Raw genomic sequence first — 17,912 nt, 5'->3', positions numbered from 1 at the left:
AAAGTGGTCATCGATCGGGTGACGGACGGGTGGGCCGCACTGTGTCCGGCTTCTGGTGGGCGAGGGCTGCACGGCGGCCCGGTACGTCGTGCGGCAGCTGGGAGGGGACCCGGCGGCCTGGCACCGGGAGCGGTGCACGGCACCGGACGATACCGAGGTGCCGCCGGGTGCGGTCATCGGGCTGGCCGAGTGCGGGAACCATGCGGACGCCGGGCTGCTGCGTCCGCTGCTTGTGCACCCGGTGGCCGGGGTGCGGGCCGGAGCGGTGGCGGGGCTGCGGGAACTGGACTGTGTTGATGCGAAGCAGTTGCAGCCGCTCCTCGACGACCATGCCCCCAGGGTCGTCCGCGAGACCGTCGCGGCCCTGCTGCCCTCGGCCAAAGAACTGCCCCGCCGACTGGCTGTTGCAGCGCGCCAGCTCTGACAGGCCGCGACACCCCCGTGTCGGCGCGTTCCGGCTGCTTGACGCGCGCGGCGGCATCGTGGCGCTACGGGCGGCGGTCGGACTGCTCGACGACCCGGACACCGAACTGCGCACCTGGGCGGCGCAATCAATACAGCGCTGGCATCCGTCTCCGGACGAGCGGCGCGGCGACGCGGAGGTGGGTGAGCTGCTCGACCAGAGCCGACACCTCTTCAGCGACCACGTGCTGCGCCGGCGCAAGTGGGAAGCCGAGGTGGACAGCTGAGACTGCACCGTGTTGCCGATGCGGGCACGGAGCCGGGCTCACTTTCACCCGCGAGACGCAACTGCCGATGACCGGTTGCCAGTTGGGACAGATTGCTGACCTCTCCGACCGACCACTGCCGAACTCCTCACGGAAGCTCAACTCACCGGCACTCAGGACTTCTTCGCCGCCGGCGCATGCCACGTGCTCGCTGCGGCGCGGAGCCAGTCGCAGCACCCCGTCGGCATCGACGACGAACGTGAACGGCTCGGCCAACTCCTCCGGGGTCAACGCGGAGGCCCACTCGACGAAGTCCGCCGACGATCGCATGCCCCGACCCTCACCACCGGCCCGGACGAGCTCCTGCAACTCCACCGGCCCCACATACCGGTACATCCGCCCCCGTGTCTCCACGTCACCAACCTAGCCCCCGGCGACGTCCAAGAGCGCCAAGACCTCGATCGCGCGGCCTGCGGTGCCGACGCCCAGGCCGACGAGCCCGCGTCGCGTGTGGTGGGCGTTGACGAGTGCCCCGTAAGGGCCGCTGCTACGTCAGCGTTTTCGTCGGCGTCGATCAGAACAGCCTGCCAAGGCCAGCTGACTCCGTCTGGACGGGCCCGGAGCCCTTATGAGGTGGCAGGACGGCCCATATGCTTCGTGTCGGAATCGTGGACCAGTTCGGCGAGCTGGATGAGAAAGCCGTACGCCGCCATGCGGTTTCGGAGGCGGATGAAGTAGGACCTGCTTGAGCACTTGAAGATCTCGCGGCGGCGAACTTTCCAGAGACCATGCTCGTATGTGTGCGCCGCCTGCAGAAGTGCCGCTTCCGCCTCGTCCGTGCTGCCTTCGAACTCCGCGACGGTCTGCCCGTCACGATCTGAATCCGACACGCCGCTCACAGGCACGGCCAGGACTATCCATCGTGGCATCTTGCGATCAGTTCCTTACCCCCTCGACGTCGCATGCCGCGACGCGTACGGCGTCAGTGTGGCACGCGGCGGCAGCGGCCTCAGGACATGCTGCCTCGGCACACCTTCCCCGGGGTCGGGGTGCGGCCTGTGCGGAGGTATTGGTCGACCGTTTCCGTGACGCAGCGGTTCTGGGGGTAGGTGCCGTGGCCCTCCTCCTCGGCCGTCAGGAGGACGCCGACGCCTTCGCCCAGGGCGTGGGCCATGTGGCGGGCGCCGGGGTATGGGGTGATCGGGTCGCCTGTGCCGCCGACCACCAGGACGGGGGCCGCGCCGTCGGCGTTCACCTGGGGTGTGGGGCGCTCGCCGTCGAACGGCCAGTCGTAACAGAGGTAGACGCCGGTGGACCAGGCCGCGCCGAAGACGGGTGAGGCGGCTTTGACGCGGGCCTCGTCCCTGTCGAGGCGTTCGAAGTCAGGGCGCAGGCTGGAGTCCGCGCAGGTGATCGCGGTCTGGGCGGCTCGGCTGCTGTCGTGCGGGGTCTCCGCGCGGTCGGCGGAGCCGACGTCGTCCGCGCCCTCGCTCAGAGGACGGCCGTCGTTGTGGTCGATCAGTGCGGTGAGGGCCTTGGCGAGCGGCGACCAGCCGTCCGTGCCGAGGACGAGATGATCGCTGACGGTGTTCGCGAGGTCGTCGGCGTCCAGGTTCCTTCCGCCGCCGGCCGGGGCGGGCTTCTTCTCCAGGCGGTCGGCGAGGCGCGCCATGCGTCGCGCGGCCTCCTCGGGCCCGTCGCCGGTCGGGCAGTCGCGGATACGGGCCGCGCAGTACGCGGCGAACCGGTCGAACGCCGCCTGGACCGCCTTGACCTGCGACACCTTCCCCTCGGTGAGGTCCTCGGTCGGATCGACGGGCGCTTCGAGGACGAGCCGTCCGACGTGCGACGGGTAGAGGTGGGCGTAGACCGCGCCGAGCGTCGTTCCGTACGAGACACCGAAGTAGTGCAGGCGCTCGTCGCCGAGGAGGTAGCGCATCAGGTCGAGGTCGCGCGCGGTGTGCGAGGTGCCGATGTACGGGAGGAGCGCCCCGGAGTGCTTGGCGCAGGCGTCGGCCCCCTCATAACCGGTGTCGTCCACGGTTTTGCCGCAGCGCACGGGGATGGTCGCGCCGACGCCGCGCGGGTCGAAGGAGACCAGGTCGTAGCGGTCGAGGAGCGGCTCGTACTGGCCGAGGTGTTCGGGCAGTCCGCTCACGCCGGAGACGCCGGGGCCGCCGAAGTTGAGGACGAGTGAGCCGATGCGCCGGCTGTTCGGGCCGGTGGCCTTGCGGCGGATCAGGGCGACGTCGATCGTCCTGCCGTCCGGTTTCCGGTAGTCGAGGGGGGCCTTCATGGCGGCGCAGTCGTAGCCCGTGCGCGCGGATGACGGCGACGTGCAGCGGGACCAGTCGAGGTGCTGGCCGGTGGTGAGCGCGGTGGGCAGACCGGCGGGCGGGTTGTTCGCGGTGAACTCCGTACGCGGTTCCGCACTCCGGCCGGGAGCGTCGTGCTGGAACCAGGCGCCGATGGCCCCGATCACGGCGAGGACGACCCCGGCGATGATGAGCGCACCGGCCGAGAGGACCGGTCTGCGGCTTCGTAACGGACGTGCGTCACGCATCGGAATCCCCCCGCTCCCGTCCCTGGACGCCCGTCCCCCGTGCCCGCATGCCCGTCCCCGTGATCGTCCGGTCGTCGAATGAGTGCAGGGTACTAGCCGCCTCCGACAGCTCGGCGCGCGAGAATGCCCCGGCTTTTCGATCACCCCGTGCTCACGCGACTCCCCCTGCGGTCCGGGCCGCCGCGTGTGCCGGACGCCGGCCTGCTGGGTGAGCCAAGGGGGCGCGAGGCCGTCACCGGGGCGAGCTGCGGCCGTTCACCGCTCACCCGCGAGGTCGAGATCACCGCTGCCTGTTTCGGCCGCGTCCTCGATACCTCGGGGGCGGCGCCATGGGCGGGTGATCGGGCCGGACACCGCCTGCCACCATGCCTCCGCGGGCACCTTGCCCGCCGGTTCGAACGGCTCGCCCGGGCGGGGCAGCGCCACCGCCTGGCCGGCCTCCTCGGCCGCGTCCTTCGTCCACTCCCCCGGCTCCGCCCAGGCGTGCATCGCCAGGTTGAAGGTGGCCCAGTGGATCGGCAGGAGCACGCCCGTCGGCTCGCCGCCCTGGAGGTCGAGGTGGGCGCGGAGGCCCTCCTCGGGCGTCATGTGGATGTCGGGCCAGAACTCGGAGTACGCGCCGATCTGGATCATCGTGGCGTCGAACGGGCCGTGCTCCGCGCCGATCTCGCGGAAGCCGTCGAAATAGCCCGTGTCGCCGCTGTGGTAGATGCGGTGCTCCTCGCCCGTGACGACCCAGGAGGCCCACAGGGTGTGCTGCGTGTTGCGCAGGCCCCGGCCGCAGAAGTGGCGGGCCGGGGTGGCGGTGAGGGTGAGGCCGCCGACTTTCGTCGACTCGTGCCAGTCCAGCTCGCGCACCCGGTCCGCCGAGACGCCCCAGTGTTCGAGGTGGGCGCCCACTCCGAGCGGCGCCGCGAACAGGGTGTCGGTGCCGGCCAGGGCCTTGATCGTGGGCAGGTCCAGGTGGTCGTAGTGGTCGTGCGAGATGACGACGACGTCGACCGGGCCCAGGGCCGCGAGCGGCAGCGGGGCCGGGTGCAGCCGCTTCGGGCCGGCGAAGGGGAAGGGGGAGCAGCGCTCGCCCCACACCGGGTCGAAGAGCACCCGGTGTCCGTCGATCTCCGCCAGCACGCTGGAGTGGCCGAGCCAGGTCAGCCGCAGGCCCGTCGCGGCTGGCTTGGCCAGGTCGGCGACGGTGGTGGCGTGCACGGGGAGCGTGCCGGCCGGGGCGCGGCGGGTGCGGGTGTCCTTGTCGAGGAACGCCTTGGCCAGGTCGAGTGTGGAGCCCGAGGGGCGGGTGCGCGCCGGGCCGCCGGGGTTCTGGAAGACGCCGTCGGCGAAGTGGGGCGATCTGCGGATGCGCGCCAGGCGCTCACCGCTCGGATCCGCGCCGAAGGCCTCGGGCCGGAGCGCGCGAAGCCCTGTGCGCGGGGAACGGGAACCGGCCACGGTACCTCCAGGGTGGAATCGCTGAGGGTTCCATTATGGGCGGCCCCTGTGACAACGCCGGGGCCGACCCCGGCGCGGGCCCGCCCTCGCATCGACCATGAACGTCCGCCCCCGCGCCGACACCGACGTCCGGCGTACGCCCTCTCCGGCACCCCCGCCCGCGTTGACACAGCAGTCCGCCACTCCCGATACTGACCTGCCGTTCAGTAATGGCCCCAGGTCGAGGAGCCCGTATGACCGCCCCCCTGCTGTCCCTCACCTGGACCGACGACGTCACCGGCCGGCAGGGCTTCCTGGTCGTCGACCGGCTGGTGCGCGGCGTGTGCAGCGGAGGCCTGCGGATGCGGGCGGGCTGCACCCTGGAGGAGGTGACCGGCCTCGCCCGCGGCATGAGCTTCAAGGAGGCGCTGCACTACGACCCCGAGGCCCGTTACGTCCCCCTCGGCGGCGCGAAGGGCGGCATCGACTGCGATCCGCGGGACCCTGAGGCGTACGGGCTGCTGGTGCGCTATCTGCGGGCGGTGCGGCCGTACGTCGAGAGCTGCTGGACCACGGGTGAGGATCTGGGGCTCACGCAGGACGTCGTCGACCGGGCCGCCGCCGAGGCGGGTCTGGTGTCGTCGGTGCAGGCCGTCTATCCGCTGCTCGACGACGAGGAGGCGGCCCGGCGGCGGCTCGCCGACGCCTTCGCCGTCGAGGTGGACGGCATCGGCCTGGACGAGCTGGCCGGCGGCTGCGGGGTCGCCGAGTCGGTGCTCACGGCGCTGGACCGGGCGGGAGTGCCGTACGCCGGGACGCGGGTCGCCCTCCAGGGGCTGGGCACCATGGGCGGGGCCACCGCCCGCTTCCTCACGCGCGCGGGGCTGACGGTGGTGGCCGTCGCCGACGCCAAGGGGACGATCGCCAACCCCGAGGGCCTGGACGTGGAGGCGCTGCTGGCCGCGCGGGACGCGTACGGCACCGTCGACCGCGCCGCTCTGCGCCCCGGCGACCGTGAACTGCCGGGCGAGGCCTGGCTGTCGGCGGACGTGGAGGTGCTGGTGCCGGCGGCGGTGTCGTACGCGATCGGGGTGGAGGAGCAGGGGCGGATCACCGCCCGGTGGATCGCCGAGGCCGCCAACATGCCCGTCCTCTCGGCGGCGGAGGAGCTGCTCCACGCGCGCGGGGTGTGCGTGCTGCCGGACGTCGTGGTCAACTCCGGTACCAACGCCTGGTGGTGGTGGACGCTCTTCGGCGACATCGGCGCGGACGCGGACGAGGCGTTCGCGCACATCCGACGCTCGATGCGGGCGCTGGTCGAAGGCGTCCTCGCGCGCGCGGAGAGCGACGGCACGACCCCTCGCGCCGCCGCCCACGCCCTGGCCGCCCAGCGCCTGCCGGCGATCACGCGACGGTTCGGCAGTCACCGCTGAGGCGGGGCGCACCGGGTGACGGCGCGGGCCTGTGCGGAGGGGGCTGCGAGCACGTCGGTGCAGGTCGCGGGGGTGTGTAGGGTTGCCGCGTGGCGAGAGTCCGGTTGAGCGTGGCCGAGCGGCGTGAGGAGCTGCTGCGGGCGGCCATCGAGCAGATCGAGGCGCGGGGCGTCGCGGCGGTCAGGATCGCCGACGTGGCCGCGTCGCTCGGGGTGAGCAACGCGCTGGTGCTCTACCACTTCGAGACCAAGGAGAAGCTGGTCGCCGCCGCCTTCGCGCACGCCGCCCAGGACGATCTGGCCCGGCTGCGCAAGCTGCTGGGCCGCCGGACCACGGCCCTGGCCCGGCTGCGGTCGGCCGTGCGCTGGTACGCGCCCACGGGCCAGGCCAAGGGCTGGCGGCTGTGGATCGAGGGCTGGGCGGTGTCGCTGCGCGAGCCCGCGCTGCGGGAGGTCGCGCGTGATCTCGACCGGCAGTGGAAGGCGGCGCTGGCCGAAGTGATCGCCGAGGGGGTGGCCGCGGGCGAGTTCCGCTGCCCCGACCCGGCCGGCACCGCCCTGCGCCTGACGGCCCTGCTCGACGGTCTCGCCGTACAGCTGACGTCCTACCGGGGCGGGGTGTCCCGGGCGAAGGCCCACGACTGGGTCGAGGAGACGCTCACCCGGGAACTCGGTCTGCCGACAGGGAGTTGAGCAGCAGGCAGCGTCCGGGTGGACGCGCCCGCGCACGGCCGGCCGCACGGAGGGGCCGCTCGCGCCGACGCGGTCCCTCCGATGGACGGCCTCTCACGCCACCGACTGGATCCACACCTTGATGTCGTCCGGCGACAACGCGCCCTTGGCCGTGACGTGGTCCCCGGAGGACTCCCCGCGCAGCCTGCGGCCGATCCACGGCACGAGGTACTCGCGCGCCCAGTGCACGTCGTCGCGGCGGACGTCGAGGGCGCCGCGGGGCGGCAGCGGCGGCCAGGGCTGCTCCGGGTCGGCCGGGACCTCCAGGCCGAGCACCTGGCCGGCGCGCAGCGCCACGCGCGTGTGCCCCTCCGGGGAGAGGTGGAGCCGGTCGTGGTCCCAGGCCCGCCGGTCCTGCACGGACTTCAGCGACCACAGGTCCAGCACCGGACAGCCGTGGCGGTCGGCGATGGCGCGGACGTGCCCGTTGTAGGTGGCGATCTTGCCGCGCAGGTGTTTGAGGACGGGGACGCCTCGGGTGTCGAACCCGGTCGTCACCATGACCGTGCCGCACACCGCGGTGAGTCGGGCGATCGCCCGCTCGAACCGCTCGGCGACCTCGTCGGGGTCGGTGCCGGGACGGAGGATGTCGTTGCCGCCCGCGCAGAAGGAGACGAGGTCGGGCGCGAGTTCGACGGCCCTCGGCAACTGGTCGGCCATGATCTGGTCGAGCAGCTTGCCGCGGACCGCGAGGTTCGCGTACCGGAAGTCGCCCTCCGGGCGCCGGTCCGCGAGCAGTACCGCGAACCGGTCGGCCCAGCCGACGAACGCCCCGTCGGGCCCGGGGTCGCCGACGCCCTCGGTGAAGCTGTCCCCCACCGCCACGTACGACCCGATCACTGATCTGCTGTCATTCTTCGAATCGTCTGCCACAGCAGTGCATGATTCACCGTCGAATGTGACCTACGCGACCGTAGGCAAGGGTTGACTGGCGGTGAGAAAGGACACCCCTAAAGAATTTGCCAATCAAGGAATAAGGGACCACACGCGGAAGTCGTCGATGCGGAAGTGGCTCCACGTGGTGCGGAACGCGAAGTGCCCGCCGGTGTAGGGCTCGGGGTCGGTGTGGTCGAACACGAGCCGCCCGTTGTTCCACCACTGGACGGTGGAGCCGTCGGACACGATGCGGACGTGGTTCGGCTCGCCCGCGACGAGCAGCGGCTCGGTGTAGTCGTACAGCAGCGGCCGTTCCCCCGGCCGGCCGACGTAACGGCGCATCCGGGTCGTGGTGTTGGAGTTGGCGCCGTAGCCGACGTAGTACGTCGTGAGGTGGTCGTACTCCGCGAGGGCGCCGCCCCTGGGCGTGGCGAAGAGGTCGTCCGGGGAACGGACGTCGACGGCGTTCCAGAAGTTGTTGAGGTCGGAGACGCGGTCGTTGGCCCCGCCGGCGGAGACGGGGGTCGCCGTGTACTGGAGGACGTACGGTCCTTCGAGCCGCTCCCGGTACCAGATCGTCGCGCCGGCGGGCACGTCCACCTCGAGGGTGCCCCGGGAGGCGGTGACCGTGCCGCCGTTCTCCAGTTCCACGGCCCACCGGCACAGGCCGTGCCGGAAGTCGTCGTGGGCGACGAGCCGACGGCACCGGGGCGCGCCGCCTGCGGGGGCGGCGTTCGCGGTGGCCGCGGGGGCGATCGCGGCAAGGGCGGCGCCGGCGGCCAGGGCGCCGAACGCTCTGCGCGAGGTCGTCATGGGGGAACGGCTCCTTCGTGACGCGCGGAGTACGGCGGACAGCGCGGAAAGCGCTTGCCCGCCGACGGGCGGAGCTCACTGTGCCCTCGCCCCGCCACCGCTGTCGACACCCCGGGAGCCCTGCCACGAGACCGCAATACGACGATCACGGACTCGTGGCGGCCACGGGGGCCCGTCAGCCGACGGAGACGCCGCGCGCGCGGAGGTAGGCGACCGGGTCGACGTCGGAGCCGTAGTCCGGCGTGGTGCGGATCTCGAAGTGCAGGTGCGGTCCGGTCACGTTGCCGGTCGAGCCGGAGAGGCCGACCTGCTGGCCGGGGAAGACGCTCTGGCCGGCCGAGACGGAGAGCGCGGAGAGGTGGGCGTACTGGGCGTAGTGGCCGTCGGCGAGCCGGATGACGACCTGGTTGCCGTACGCGCCGCCCCAGCCCGCGGAGACGACCGTGCCCGCGCCGACGGCCTTGAGGGTGGTGCCGGTCGGGACGACGAAGTCGACGCCGGTGTGGTAGCCGCTGGACCACATGCTGCCGGACATCCGGTACGGGGTGCCGACGGACGCGTCGGACACGGGGAGGCGGAAGCCGGAGACGTTGCCGCCGCCGCGGGTGGTCTGGCCGGCCGACGCCTTCGTGGCGGACCGCGAAGAGTGCGACGACTTCGAGGAGTGCGAGGAGTGCGAAGACTTCGAAGAGTGGGAGGACTTCGGGGCGGACGACTTCGAGGAGTGCACCGAGCGCGAGCTCTTCGACGCCGTGTCACCGGAACCGGCGGCGCCCGCGGAACCGGCCGCCGCCCGCTTGCCGATCGACAGCTTCAGACCGGGGTGGATGAGCGAGGGGTCCTCACCGACGGCCTCGCGGTTGTCGGCGTACAGCTTCTGCCAGCCGCCGCGCACGTGCTGCTCGTCCGCGATCCGGGAGAGGTAGTCGCCGGACCGGACCGTGTAGGTCGTGGTGTTCGCCGCGGCCGGGGCCTCGGCCGCGGCGGAGCGCTGCGCGACCGGGACGGTCTGCACGGGCTTGTCCGAGACGGAGGAGACGGACTGGGCCGCCGACTGGGCGGGAGCCGCGTGGGCGCCGGCGGCGCCTATGAGCGGGAGGGCGAGTGCCGCGCCGCCGGTGCCGGCGGCGGCGATGGAACGGCTGAAGCGCGGGGCCTTGGGACGGCGGTGCTTACCCTTCGCGGGCATGGCGGGTTCCTCTCCGGCGCCTGCGAGGTGAGCTGTCGGGTGCGGGCTGGAGATGCCCGGCCGCGCCGGAGCGCGGCTTTACCCCAAGCCTGTTCCGGAGACCGGAACAGGCGGTCGTGCCTGTGGGTCCCCCGCTCCTGCCGTGGACGGGTGAGTGTCTGCGGGTTCCGGTCGGCGGCAGGATTCGGCGTCCGTCCGGATTGGCGTGAAACCTAAGCGACCCGGACACGCGGCGACAAGCGACACGTGCCCCGGTGACGTCCGCGTCGTGATCCGCTGCGCCGCGCTCCCGTCACACTCCGTGCACCAGGTGACGGATTCTGCGGGAAACGCCCATGAAAACTCCACGAATTACGTGAACATGGCTAATGACGCACGGTCACGAATATGACGCTGCTCACGCCGCACCGTTCCAGCGCCCCTTATTCCAGACCGAGTTGAACGAAGAACTCCAATGCGGGTAGAGCGCTCAAATGCGACGCAGACGGACAACCGTCGCATCGAGGTCACCACGCAGTCCCGTGCGCAACCCGTGATGCAACAGCACCGCCCCTCGGTGCACTTCGCCCGTTTCGAGGCATTCGTACGACGCCTTCGGGTCCAGGCCGCGCAACCGCACCGCCGGCGCCGGCTCACCGTAGCGCTGCGCCTGGAGCCAGGCGAGGACGACGCTCTCGTCCCCGCGCACGTACTGCACCGCGCTCAGGCCGCCCTCGGGGGCGCGCAGCCGGTGGAGGTCGCCGTGCTGGACGAGGGGCCGGATCTCCTTGTAGAGATCCACCCAGCGCCGGGCCTCGGCGAGTTCCTCCTCGGTCCACTCGGACAGGTCGCCGCCGACGCCGAGCACTCCCGCCATCGCGCTGACGAACCGGAACCGCAGCGAGCTGACGCGGCCGTTGAGCTGGGTGTTGGGACTGTCGGTGACCCAGGCGGCCATCACCCGCGCGGGATGGATCTGACTGAAGCCGTGCTGGATGGCGAGCCGGTCCAGCGGGTCGGTGTTGTCGGAGGTCCACACCTGGTCGGTACGGCTCATGATCCCGAGGTCGATCCGCCCGCCGCCGCCCGAGCAGGACTCGAAGGCGACACCGGGGTGTGCCTCCCGCAACCGGTCCAACAGGGCGTACAGGCCGCGCACATGGTCCACCCAGAGCCGCTGCGGATACGGGTCGTCCGGCCAGCCGGCGTCGGTGAAGCAGCGGTTGAAGTCCCACTTGACGTAGTCGATCGGCGCACTGGACAGCAGGGTGTCGAGCCGCTGCCAGAGGTACTCACGGACGTCCTCGCGGGCGAGGTTGAGGACCAGTTGGTTGCGCAGTTCCGTCCGCTTGCGGCCCGGCTGGAACTGCACCCAGTCGGGGTGCGCCCGGTACAGGTCGCTGTCCGGGTTGACCATCTCGGGCTCGACCCAGATGCCGAACTGCATGCCGAGCGCGTGCACGTACTCGGCGAGCGGCTTCAGGCCCTTGGGGAAGCGGTCCGGGTTGGGCGTCCAGTCGCCGAGCCCCGCGTGGTCGCCGGTGCGCGCGCCGAACCAGCCGTCGTCGACCACGAACAGCTCGACGCCGACGGCCGCGGCGCGGCGGGCGAGAGTGGCCTGCTGCTCCTCGGAGATGTCGAAGTAGGTGGCCTCCCAGGAGTTGAACAGCACCGGCCGGTCGCGCTCGGCGTCGGGGATCACGTGGGCGCGCTGGTAGGCGTGCCAGGCGCGGCTGGCGCCCCCGAAGCCCTCGTCGGTCCACAGGCCGGCGAAGACGGGCGTGGTGAACTCCTCGCCGGGAGCGAGCAGCAGCAGGCCCGAGTCGTCGTGGCCGGCGCCGCCGGTGATCTGCACGCGCGCGTCGGGCAGTTGGGCGACGGAGATCCGCCAGGACCCGGACCAGCCCAGGGCGCAGCCGTAGACCTCGCCGCGCTCCTCGGTGGCGTCGGCGTCCAGGGCGACCCAGGGCAGGTGCTGGTGGCTGGTGTGGCCGCGGCGGCTGCCGATGACCTTCTCGCCGTAGGTGAGGGGCGCGCGGGTGAGCCGGGACTCCGCGGCCCAGCGGCCGTGCAGCTGGGACAGCCGCCAGCCGTCGCGGTCGGGGAGCGTCCAGACGGCGGAGTCGGCGCGCAGCAGCTCCAGCGGCTCGTCGCCCTGTCCGCCCTCGTGGCGAAGGGTCGTCCAGCGCTCCACGACGTCGCCGCGCATCCGGTAGTGCAGGGTGACGGCCAGTCGGCCGTCGCGGAAGCGCAGCCGCAGCTCGTCGCCCTCCTCGCCGGCGTCCGTCTCATGGCCGACGAAGGTCCACTCGGTGCCGCGCCGTCCGGTGGTGCGCACCGACAGGGCGGGCCGCACGAAGCGGGCCCCGCCCTCCACGGGGTACTCCTCGCGGCCGTCGAGGGGGGACTCGAAGGCCCAGTAGTCCGGCAGCGGGCGCACGGCGAGCGCCTGCGCGTCGGCGAGCTCGATCCGGGGGCCCCAGTGCAGGTGCACGAGCTCGTCGGTCTCGGTGACATGGACGGCGTAGCTGCTGGCGGGCCCGGAGAGGAGCCAGGTACGGCCGTCGGCGTCGGACTCGGGCATCAAACCCCCACTGATTCGAACAGGTGCGATCAATCGCCGACATCATCCGACGTCGAGGTTCACTGAGCAAACGTCAGGGGGGCGCTTCGCGGAACGGGGGGGACGTCGGAGGGGGTCGGCCTCGGGCGGACCGGGGGATGTCGAGTGAGCCGGGGCTGGGACGGGGCTGGGCGGACGCCGGCTGAGCGGGCCTCGGGCGGACCTAGGGGACGTCGGATCTGCTGGGCCTTGTAGGGAGCTCGGCGGACGCCGGGACGGCAGCGGCAGCACTCCGTGGAAGGCGCGGATTCGTCGCCGGGTGCGGGGTGCGTTGTGGCTCGTCGCGCGGTTCCCCGCGCCCCTGAGGCCTGCCTCGTAGGAGGCGGGAGCGCTCGTGAGCGGCCTCATGGCCGGGGCCCGCGGCGCGCGAGCCGGGCTCGCACGCACCTGGCAGGAGCCGCGTGGGCCGGGTGTCGCGCGGGGCAAGGAAGACCCGGCGGGACGCCCGGCCTCCGTGCCCGGGTCGGCGGCGCGTGAGCCGGTCCTCGCAGGGGGTCGGGCAGGTCCCGCGTGAGCGGCGGCCTCGGGACCCGGCCCGCCCGGCGCGTGAGCCGGGCTCACGTGGGCCCGGTGGACGCAGGGTCAGCGGCTGCCGGGGGTGTGAATCGATGTCGTATCGTCAAGGAAGTTCCGTCGGGCACCGAGCCGCGCCGACGGGGACCGACCGGGAGGGAGCCCCCGTGACGCAGCAGATCCCGTCGACCGAGCCCGAGCTGGCCGGGGTGCGCAACTTCCGCGACGTGGGCGGTCTGCCGACCGCCGACGGCCGCAAGGTGCGGCGCGGCGTGCTGTTCCGCAGCGGCCACCTCGCGCACGCGACCGGCGAGGACGCCGCGTTCCTGGCCACCCTCGGCCTGCACACCGTCTTCGACTTCCGCAACGCGGCGGACCTCAGGCTGGAGGGCCCGGACGTCGAGCTGCCGGGCGTGCGCAACGTGAACCTGCCGCTCTCGGACCCGGCGGACGGCGCGGAGTTCTGGAAGATGGTCCGTGACGGCGACATCGAGCAGCTGCGCCAGATCCTCGGCGACGGCAAGGCCGCCGGCCGGATGATCGCCTCCTACCGCTCGATCATCACGCAGCGCACGGCCGAGCACTCCCGGGTGCTGCACGCGCTGGCCGAGGACAGCGTCCCCGTGCTGATGCACTGCGCGGCAGGCAAGGACCGCGCCGGACTGTCCGTCGCGGTGACGCTGCTCGCAGTGGGCGTGGAGCGCGACGCGATCCTCACCGACTACCTGGAGTCCAACGCCAAGCACCGCCGCTACAAGGTGCGCCGCAGCGGCACCTCCGCGGACGCCTACTCCCCCGAGGTCATGGAGCTGCTCGGCCCCCTGTTCGACGCCCGCGCGGAGTACCTCTCGGCGGCGCTGGAGACCATCGAGACGACCTGGGGCGGCGTCGACGCCTACCTGGAGCAGGGGCTCGGGCTCACGGAGCAGACCCGGGAGCGGCTCCGGGAGCGGCTCCTCGACTGAGGGGCCCTCGCCCCGCCCCTCCGGGCGGCCCCGCTACTTCGCCCCGACCTCGAACAGCAGCCAGATGAACGCGGCGAGGAGGTGCCCCACGGCGATGTAGATGATCAGGCGGATCCAGAGTCCGCGCGGGAACCTTTCCTCGATGTCACTCATGACGTCTCTCCAGGGGTGGGGCCGAGGCACAGGGCGGCCGTCGGGCTCTGCAGCAGGGTGTGGACGAAGAGCAGGTCGACCCCGTCGGGGTCGCCGGCCGCGATGCGGTGCGGGGTCAGCGAGTCGAAGTGGGCGCTGTCACCGGGTCCGAGGCGGTGGGTGGCGTCACCGAGCCGGAGCACCAGCCGGCCGCGCAGGACGTGCAGCCACTCCTCCCCGGGGTGGACGCGCACGATGTCGCCCTGGGAGCCGTGGGGGACGTGGACGCGCAGGGCCTGCATGCCCCGACCGGACGCGCCGGCCTGCCAGTACGTCCAGCCGCCCGCGCGGGTCGGTTCCATGTCGCCGGCGCGCACCACGGCGTCCCGGTCGGCGGCCGTCTCGCCCAGCAGGTCGGAAACCGTCGTACCGTAGACACGGGCGAGTGCCAGCAGCATCGGCAGCGAGGGCTGTCGCCGCCCGGTCTCCAGGCGGGAGAGATGGGCGGGCGAGAGCCCGGCGGCGCGGGCCGCGGCCTCCAGGGTGAGACCGGCCAGGCGGCGCAGGGAGCGCAGCCGGGGCGCGACGACCGGCAGGACGTCGCCCTCGCCCTCGCCGGGTTCGGCGTCGGAGGGTGTCATGCCTCCATTCAGCCCCAGTTTTGCCTCGGTGGCAAACTTCTTGCCTCAGAGGCAAAAGCTCACCGCTCGGTGACCGCCTGCTTGACGAGGGTCTTGCCGAAGTCCCACATCAGCCCGCCCCCGTTGTGCGCGTCGTCCATCACCTCGGTGAAGGCGGCGACGAACCGGTCGACCTCCCGCTCCCCGATGACGAGCGGCGGGATCAGCTTGATCACCTCCAGGTGGTCGCCGGAGACCTGGGTGAGGATCCGGTGCCGCTGGAGCAGCGGTACGACCACCATCTGCGCGAACAGCCCCTTGCGGGCGGCCTGGAGCATGGCCCACCGGCTCCGCAGCTTCAGCGACTTCGGCCGCCCGAACTCGATGCCGATCATCAGCCCCCGCCCGCGGACGTCGGCGAGCAGCTCGTACTCGCCGGTGAGCGCCGCCAGCCGTGACTTCAGCAGCTCGCCGGTGGCGCGGGCGTTGGCGACGATCTGCTCGTTCTCCATGACCGACAGCACGGCGAGGCCGGCGGCCATGGCCTGGGCGTTGGACCCGAAGCTCGCCGAGTGGACCAGCACCCGGTCCATGGAGGAGTAGACCTTCTTGAAGATCCAGTCCTTGCCGAGGGTGGCCCCGACCGGCACATAGCCGCCGGAGAGGGCCTTCGCCACGCACACCAGGTCGGGTTCGACGCCGTCCTCGTGCTGGTGGGCGTAGAAGTCGCCGGTGCGGCCGAGGCCCGTCTGCACCTCGTCGGCGACGAGCAGCGCCTTGTGCCGGTGCAGGAGTTCCTGGGCGGCGCGCAGATAGCCGGGCGGGGCCTCGTGCACGCCCTTGCCCTGGATCGGCTCGACGATGAGTGCGGCGACGTCGCCCTTGGCCAACTCGCGGGCGAGGGCGTCGAGATCGCCGAGGGGCACGGCCGTGTCGGGCAGCAGCGGGGCGAAGCCGTCGCGGAAGCCTGACTCGCCGTTGACGGAGAGGGAGCCCGTGGTCAGTCCGTGGAAGGCGTGGTCGCAGTAGAGGACGCGGGGTCTGCCGGTCGCGTACCGGGCGAACTTGAGCGCGGTCTCGACGGCTTCCGTGCCGCTGTTGCCGAAGAACACCCGGTCCAGGTGCGGGCTGTGGGCGAGGAGTCTCTCCGCGAGCAGTCCCGGCAGCGGCTGGCAGTCGAAGCGGGTGAGGTCGGCGAGCTGCGCGTCGAGCACGTCGTGCAGCGCCCGGCGGACGACGGGATGGTGCCGGCCCAGCCCCATCACGCCGAACCCGGCGAGCATGTCGAGGTAGTCGTGGCCGTCGGCGTCCCAGAAGTAGGCGCCCTCGGCGCGCTCGTAGACCTTGTCGAAGCCGATGGTGTGCAGCATGCGCGGCAGTTGGTGGTTGAGGTACCTACCGTGCAGTGCGTAGCGTTCGGCTCCGCGCTCGGCCAGGAGCGCGCCGAGGTCGAACTCCTTGCTCATGGGCTCTCCTTGGCCGGGCCGGTGAGGTCCCTGACGGCCGCGCTCGCGCCGATCCGTCCGGCGATCTCGACGGGCGTGAGGCCGATGTCGGCCAGCACCTCCGAGCGTTTGGCGTGGGCGAGGAACTGCTCGGGGATGCCGAACCGCCGTACCGGCACGTCGACTTCGGCGTCGCTCAACGCGAGGGCCACGGCCGAACCGACGCCCGCGGCACGGCTGTTGTCCTCGACGACGGCGACGAGCCGGTGTGCGGCGGCGAGTTCGGGCAGCGCCGGGTCGACGGGCTTGACCCACCGCGGGTCGACCACCGTGCAGTGGACGCCGCGTGCCGCGAGCAGTTCGGCGGCCCGCAGGCACACCGGCGCCATGACGCCGACCGCGACCAGCAGGACGTCGGGGCGTTCGCCCCGGCGCAGGACGTCCATGCCGCCGGCCCGGTCGACGGCGGGGACGGACGGGCCGACGGACTCCTTCGGGAAGCGCACCAGGGTCGGCGCGTCGTCGACGGCGACGGCCTCCCGCAGCTGGGCGCGGAGCTGGTCGGCGTCGCGGGGCGCGGCGATCCTCAGGCCGGGGACGACCTGGAGGACGGACATGTCCCACATGCCGTTGTGGGAGGCCCCGTCGACGCCGTTCACCCCGGCCCGGTCGAGGACGAACGTGACCCCGCAGCGGTGCAGGGCGACGTCCATCAGCAGCTGGTCGAAGGCGCGGTTGAGGAAGGTGGCGTAGACGGCGACGACGGGGTGCAGGCCGCCGGTGGCGAGGCCGGCGGCGCTCACGGCGGCGTGCTGTTCGGCGATGCCGACGTCCCAGACCCGGTCCGGGAAGCGCTCGGCGAACGGGCCGAGGCCCACCGGGTGCAGCATGGCCGCGGTGATCGCCACGACGTCGTCGCGTTCCTCGCCGATGCGTACGATCTCCTCGCCGAACACGGACGTCCAGGACGGGCCGCCGGCCGGTACGAGGGGCGCGCAGGTCAGGGGGTCCATCACGCCGACGGTGTGGAAGCGGTCCTCCTCGTGGGCGAGGGCGGGTTCGCAGCCGCGGCCCTTCTCGGTGAGGCAGTGCACCAGCACCGGGCCGTGGAAGCGCTTGGCGCGGCGCAGCGCCGACTCGACGGCCCTGATGTCGTGCCCGTCGATCGGGCCGACGTACTTCAGGCCGAGGTCCTCGAACATGCCCTGCGGGGCGAACGCGTCCTTGAAGCCCTTCTTCGCGCCGTGCAGGGACTCGTAGAGCGTGGGGCCGACGACAGGGGTCCGCTGCAGGACGTCCTTGCCCCAGGCGAGCACCTTCTCGTAGCCGTCGGTGGTGCGCAGGGCGGCCAGGTGGTTGGCGAGGCCGCCGATGGTCGGCGCGTAGGAGCGTTCGTTGTCGTTGACGACGATGATCAGCGGCCGGTCCCTGGCGGCGGCGATGTTGTTGAGCGCCTCCCAGGCCATGCCGCCGGTGAGCGCGCCGTCGCCGACGACCGCGACGACGTGCCCCGTCTCCCCCAGCACCTGGCGGGCCTTGGCCAGTCCGTCGGCCCAGCCGAGTGCGGTGGAGGCGTGGCTGTTCTCGATGACGTCGTGCTCGGACTCCTCCCGGGAGGGGTAGCCGGACAGACCGCCCTTGCCGCGCAGCTTGGAGAAGTCCTGACGGCCGGTCAGGAGTTTGTGGACGTAGCTCTGGTGGCCGGTGTCCCACAGGATGCGGTCGGCCGGCGACTCGAAGACGCGGTGGAGCGCGACGGTCAGCTCCACCACGCCCAGGTTGGGGCCGAGGTGCCCGCCGGTGCGGGCGACCGCGTGCACCAGGAACTCCCTGATCTCGTCGGACAGTTCACCGAGTTCCGCCTCGGACAGCGCCTTCAGGTCACGTGGTTGCCGGATGTTCTCCAGGATGGTCACGCTCGGGCCCCCTCTCGT

General features: G+C 72.3%; 14 protein-coding genes, 1 pseudogene and 1 riboswitch. Of the genes and pseudogenes, 4 read left to right on the top strand and 11 right to left on the bottom strand.

What is annotated here, in order from left to right; translation table 11 throughout:
* Positions 1–76: 76 nt before the first annotated feature.
* Positions 77–689: pseudogene (locus ACFYXA_RS03790) on the top strand (HEAT repeat domain-containing protein); the annotation flags it as partial.
* A gap of 605 nt (positions 690–1,294) precedes the next feature.
* Here ACFYXA_RS03790 and ACFYXA_RS03785 read toward each other — a convergent pair.
* From ACFYXA_RS03785 to ACFYXA_RS03775, 3 genes are all read right to left on the bottom strand, one after another.
* Positions 1,295–1,573, bottom strand: coding sequence for a hypothetical protein (locus ACFYXA_RS03785; RefSeq protein ID WP_389027895.1), 279 nt, complete (start codon positions 1,571–1,573; stop codon positions 1,295–1,297).
* Between the two features lie 104 nt (positions 1,574–1,677).
* A complete protein-coding gene (locus tag ACFYXA_RS03780) occupies positions 1,678–3,231 on the bottom strand; it encodes an alpha/beta hydrolase (protein ID WP_389027893.1) in 1,554 nt (517 codons plus the stop codon).
* Positions 3,232–3,486: 255 nt separating this feature from the next.
* Positions 3,487–4,680, bottom strand: coding sequence for an MBL fold metallo-hydrolase (locus tag ACFYXA_RS03775; RefSeq protein WP_389027891.1), 1,194 nt, complete (start codon positions 4,678–4,680; stop codon positions 3,487–3,489).
* Between the two features lie 233 nt (positions 4,681–4,913).
* On the opposite strand from ACFYXA_RS03775, the gene ACFYXA_RS03770 reads away from it, so the two are divergent.
* Both ACFYXA_RS03770 and ACFYXA_RS03765 read left to right on the top strand, forming a co-directional pair.
* Entirely contained in the window at positions 4,914–6,092 is a 1,179-nt protein-coding gene (locus tag ACFYXA_RS03770; protein WP_389027889.1) for a Glu/Leu/Phe/Val dehydrogenase dimerization domain-containing protein, read from the top strand.
* 89 nt (positions 6,093–6,181) lie between these two features.
* Complete coding sequence (locus tag ACFYXA_RS03765; RefSeq protein ID WP_352248218.1) at positions 6,182–6,784, top strand: TetR/AcrR family transcriptional regulator; 603 nt, start codon at positions 6,182–6,184, stop codon at positions 6,782–6,784.
* Between the two features lie 93 nt (positions 6,785–6,877).
* Here the strand turns inward: ACFYXA_RS03765 and ACFYXA_RS03760 are convergent, their stop codons facing one another.
* The 4 genes from ACFYXA_RS03760 to ACFYXA_RS03745 form a co-directional block, all read right to left on the bottom strand.
* On the bottom strand, positions 6,878–7,663 hold the full coding sequence (locus ACFYXA_RS03760; RefSeq protein ID WP_389027887.1) for an SGNH/GDSL hydrolase family protein: 786 nt from the start codon (positions 7,661–7,663) through the stop codon (positions 6,878–6,880).
* A 126-nt stretch (positions 7,664–7,789) separates the two neighbouring features.
* The gene (locus tag ACFYXA_RS03755) at positions 7,790–8,512 is read right to left on the bottom strand and encodes a DUF6250 domain-containing protein (RefSeq protein WP_389027885.1); all 723 of its coding nucleotides are present in this window, start codon (positions 8,510–8,512) and stop codon (positions 7,790–7,792) included.
* A gap of 175 nt (positions 8,513–8,687) precedes the next feature.
* Positions 8,688–9,701, bottom strand: coding sequence for a peptidoglycan DD-metalloendopeptidase family protein (locus ACFYXA_RS03750; RefSeq protein ID WP_389027884.1), 1,014 nt, complete (start codon positions 9,699–9,701; stop codon positions 8,688–8,690).
* Positions 9,702–9,705: 4 nt separating this feature from the next.
* A riboswitch (cyclic di-AMP (ydaO/yuaA leader) is annotated at positions 9,706–9,864 on the bottom strand.
* 306 nt (positions 9,865–10,170) lie between these two features.
* Complete coding sequence (locus tag ACFYXA_RS03745; protein ID WP_389027882.1) at positions 10,171–12,264, bottom strand: alpha-galactosidase; 2,094 nt, start codon at positions 12,262–12,264, stop codon at positions 10,171–10,173.
* A 719-nt stretch (positions 12,265–12,983) separates the two neighbouring features.
* On the opposite strand from ACFYXA_RS03745, the gene ACFYXA_RS03740 reads away from it, so the two are divergent.
* Positions 12,984–13,781: a tyrosine-protein phosphatase gene (locus tag ACFYXA_RS03740; protein WP_352248208.1), complete on the top strand. Its 798-nt coding sequence runs from the start codon at positions 12,984–12,986 to the stop codon at positions 13,779–13,781.
* Positions 13,782–13,814: 33 nt separating this feature from the next.
* Here the strand turns inward: ACFYXA_RS03740 and ACFYXA_RS03735 are convergent, their stop codons facing one another.
* The 4 genes from ACFYXA_RS03735 to dxs are packed head-to-tail and all read right to left on the bottom strand — an operon-like array spanning position 13,815 to position 17,894.
* Positions 13,815–13,934 carry a DUF6126 family protein gene (locus tag ACFYXA_RS03735; protein WP_352248206.1) on the bottom strand — a complete coding sequence of 40 codons (120 nt, stop codon included), beginning with the start codon at positions 13,932–13,934 and terminating at the stop codon, positions 13,815–13,817.
* Positions 13,931–14,554: an XRE family transcriptional regulator gene (locus tag ACFYXA_RS03730; RefSeq protein ID WP_352248204.1), complete on the bottom strand. Its 624-nt coding sequence runs from the start codon at positions 14,552–14,554 to the stop codon at positions 13,931–13,933. Before ACFYXA_RS03730 ends, ACFYXA_RS03735 begins: the two co-directional genes overlap by 4 nt.
* Positions 14,555–14,613: 59 nt before the next feature.
* On the bottom strand, positions 14,614–15,999 hold the full coding sequence (locus ACFYXA_RS03725; RefSeq protein WP_389027879.1) for an aspartate aminotransferase family protein: 1,386 nt from the start codon (positions 15,997–15,999) through the stop codon (positions 14,614–14,616).
* A complete protein-coding gene (gene dxs / locus ACFYXA_RS03720; RefSeq protein ID WP_389027877.1) occupies positions 15,996–17,894 on the bottom strand; it encodes a 1-deoxy-D-xylulose-5-phosphate synthase in 1,899 nt (632 codons plus the stop codon). Before dxs ends, ACFYXA_RS03725 begins: the two co-directional genes overlap by 4 nt.
* Positions 17,895–17,912 lie beyond the last annotated feature (18 nt).

The organism is Streptomyces sp. NPDC002566 (assembly GCF_042889585.1).
Classification (GTDB): domain Bacteria; phylum Actinomycetota; class Actinomycetes; order Streptomycetales; family Streptomycetaceae; genus Streptomyces.
Note: the sequence above shows the minus strand (reverse complement) of the source record. Positions and strands in the feature narration are given on the sequence as shown.

What these genes read in the sequence shown, in the direction of transcription:
- ACFYXA_RS03725 (WP_389027879.1), bottom strand. Translation starts at nt 15,999, where the DNA reads ATGAGCAAGGAGTTCGACCTCGGCGCGCTCCTGGCCGAGCGCGGAGCC.
- ACFYXA_RS03735 (WP_352248206.1), bottom strand. Translation starts at nt 13,934, where the DNA reads ATGAGTGACATCGAGGAAAGGTTCCCGCGCGGACTCTGGATCCGCCTG.
- ACFYXA_RS03780 (WP_389027893.1), bottom strand. Translation starts at nt 3,231, where the DNA reads ATGCGTGACGCACGTCCGTTACGAAGCCGCAGACCGGTCCTCTCGGCC.
- ACFYXA_RS03730 (WP_352248204.1), bottom strand. Translation starts at nt 14,554, where the DNA reads ATGACACCCTCCGACGCCGAACCCGGCGAGGGCGAGGGCGACGTCCTG.
- ACFYXA_RS03770 (WP_389027889.1), top strand. Translation starts at nt 4,914, where the DNA reads ATGACCGCCCCCCTGCTGTCCCTCACCTGGACCGACGACGTCACCGGC.
- ACFYXA_RS03755 (WP_389027885.1), bottom strand. Translation starts at nt 8,512, where the DNA reads ATGACGACCTCGCGCAGAGCGTTCGGCGCCCTGGCCGCCGGCGCCGCC.
- ACFYXA_RS03745 (WP_389027882.1), bottom strand. Translation starts at nt 12,264, where the DNA reads ATGCCCGAGTCCGACGCCGACGGCCGTACCTGGCTCCTCTCCGGGCCC.
- ACFYXA_RS03750 (WP_389027884.1), bottom strand. Translation starts at nt 9,701, where the DNA reads ATGCCCGCGAAGGGTAAGCACCGCCGTCCCAAGGCCCCGCGCTTCAGC.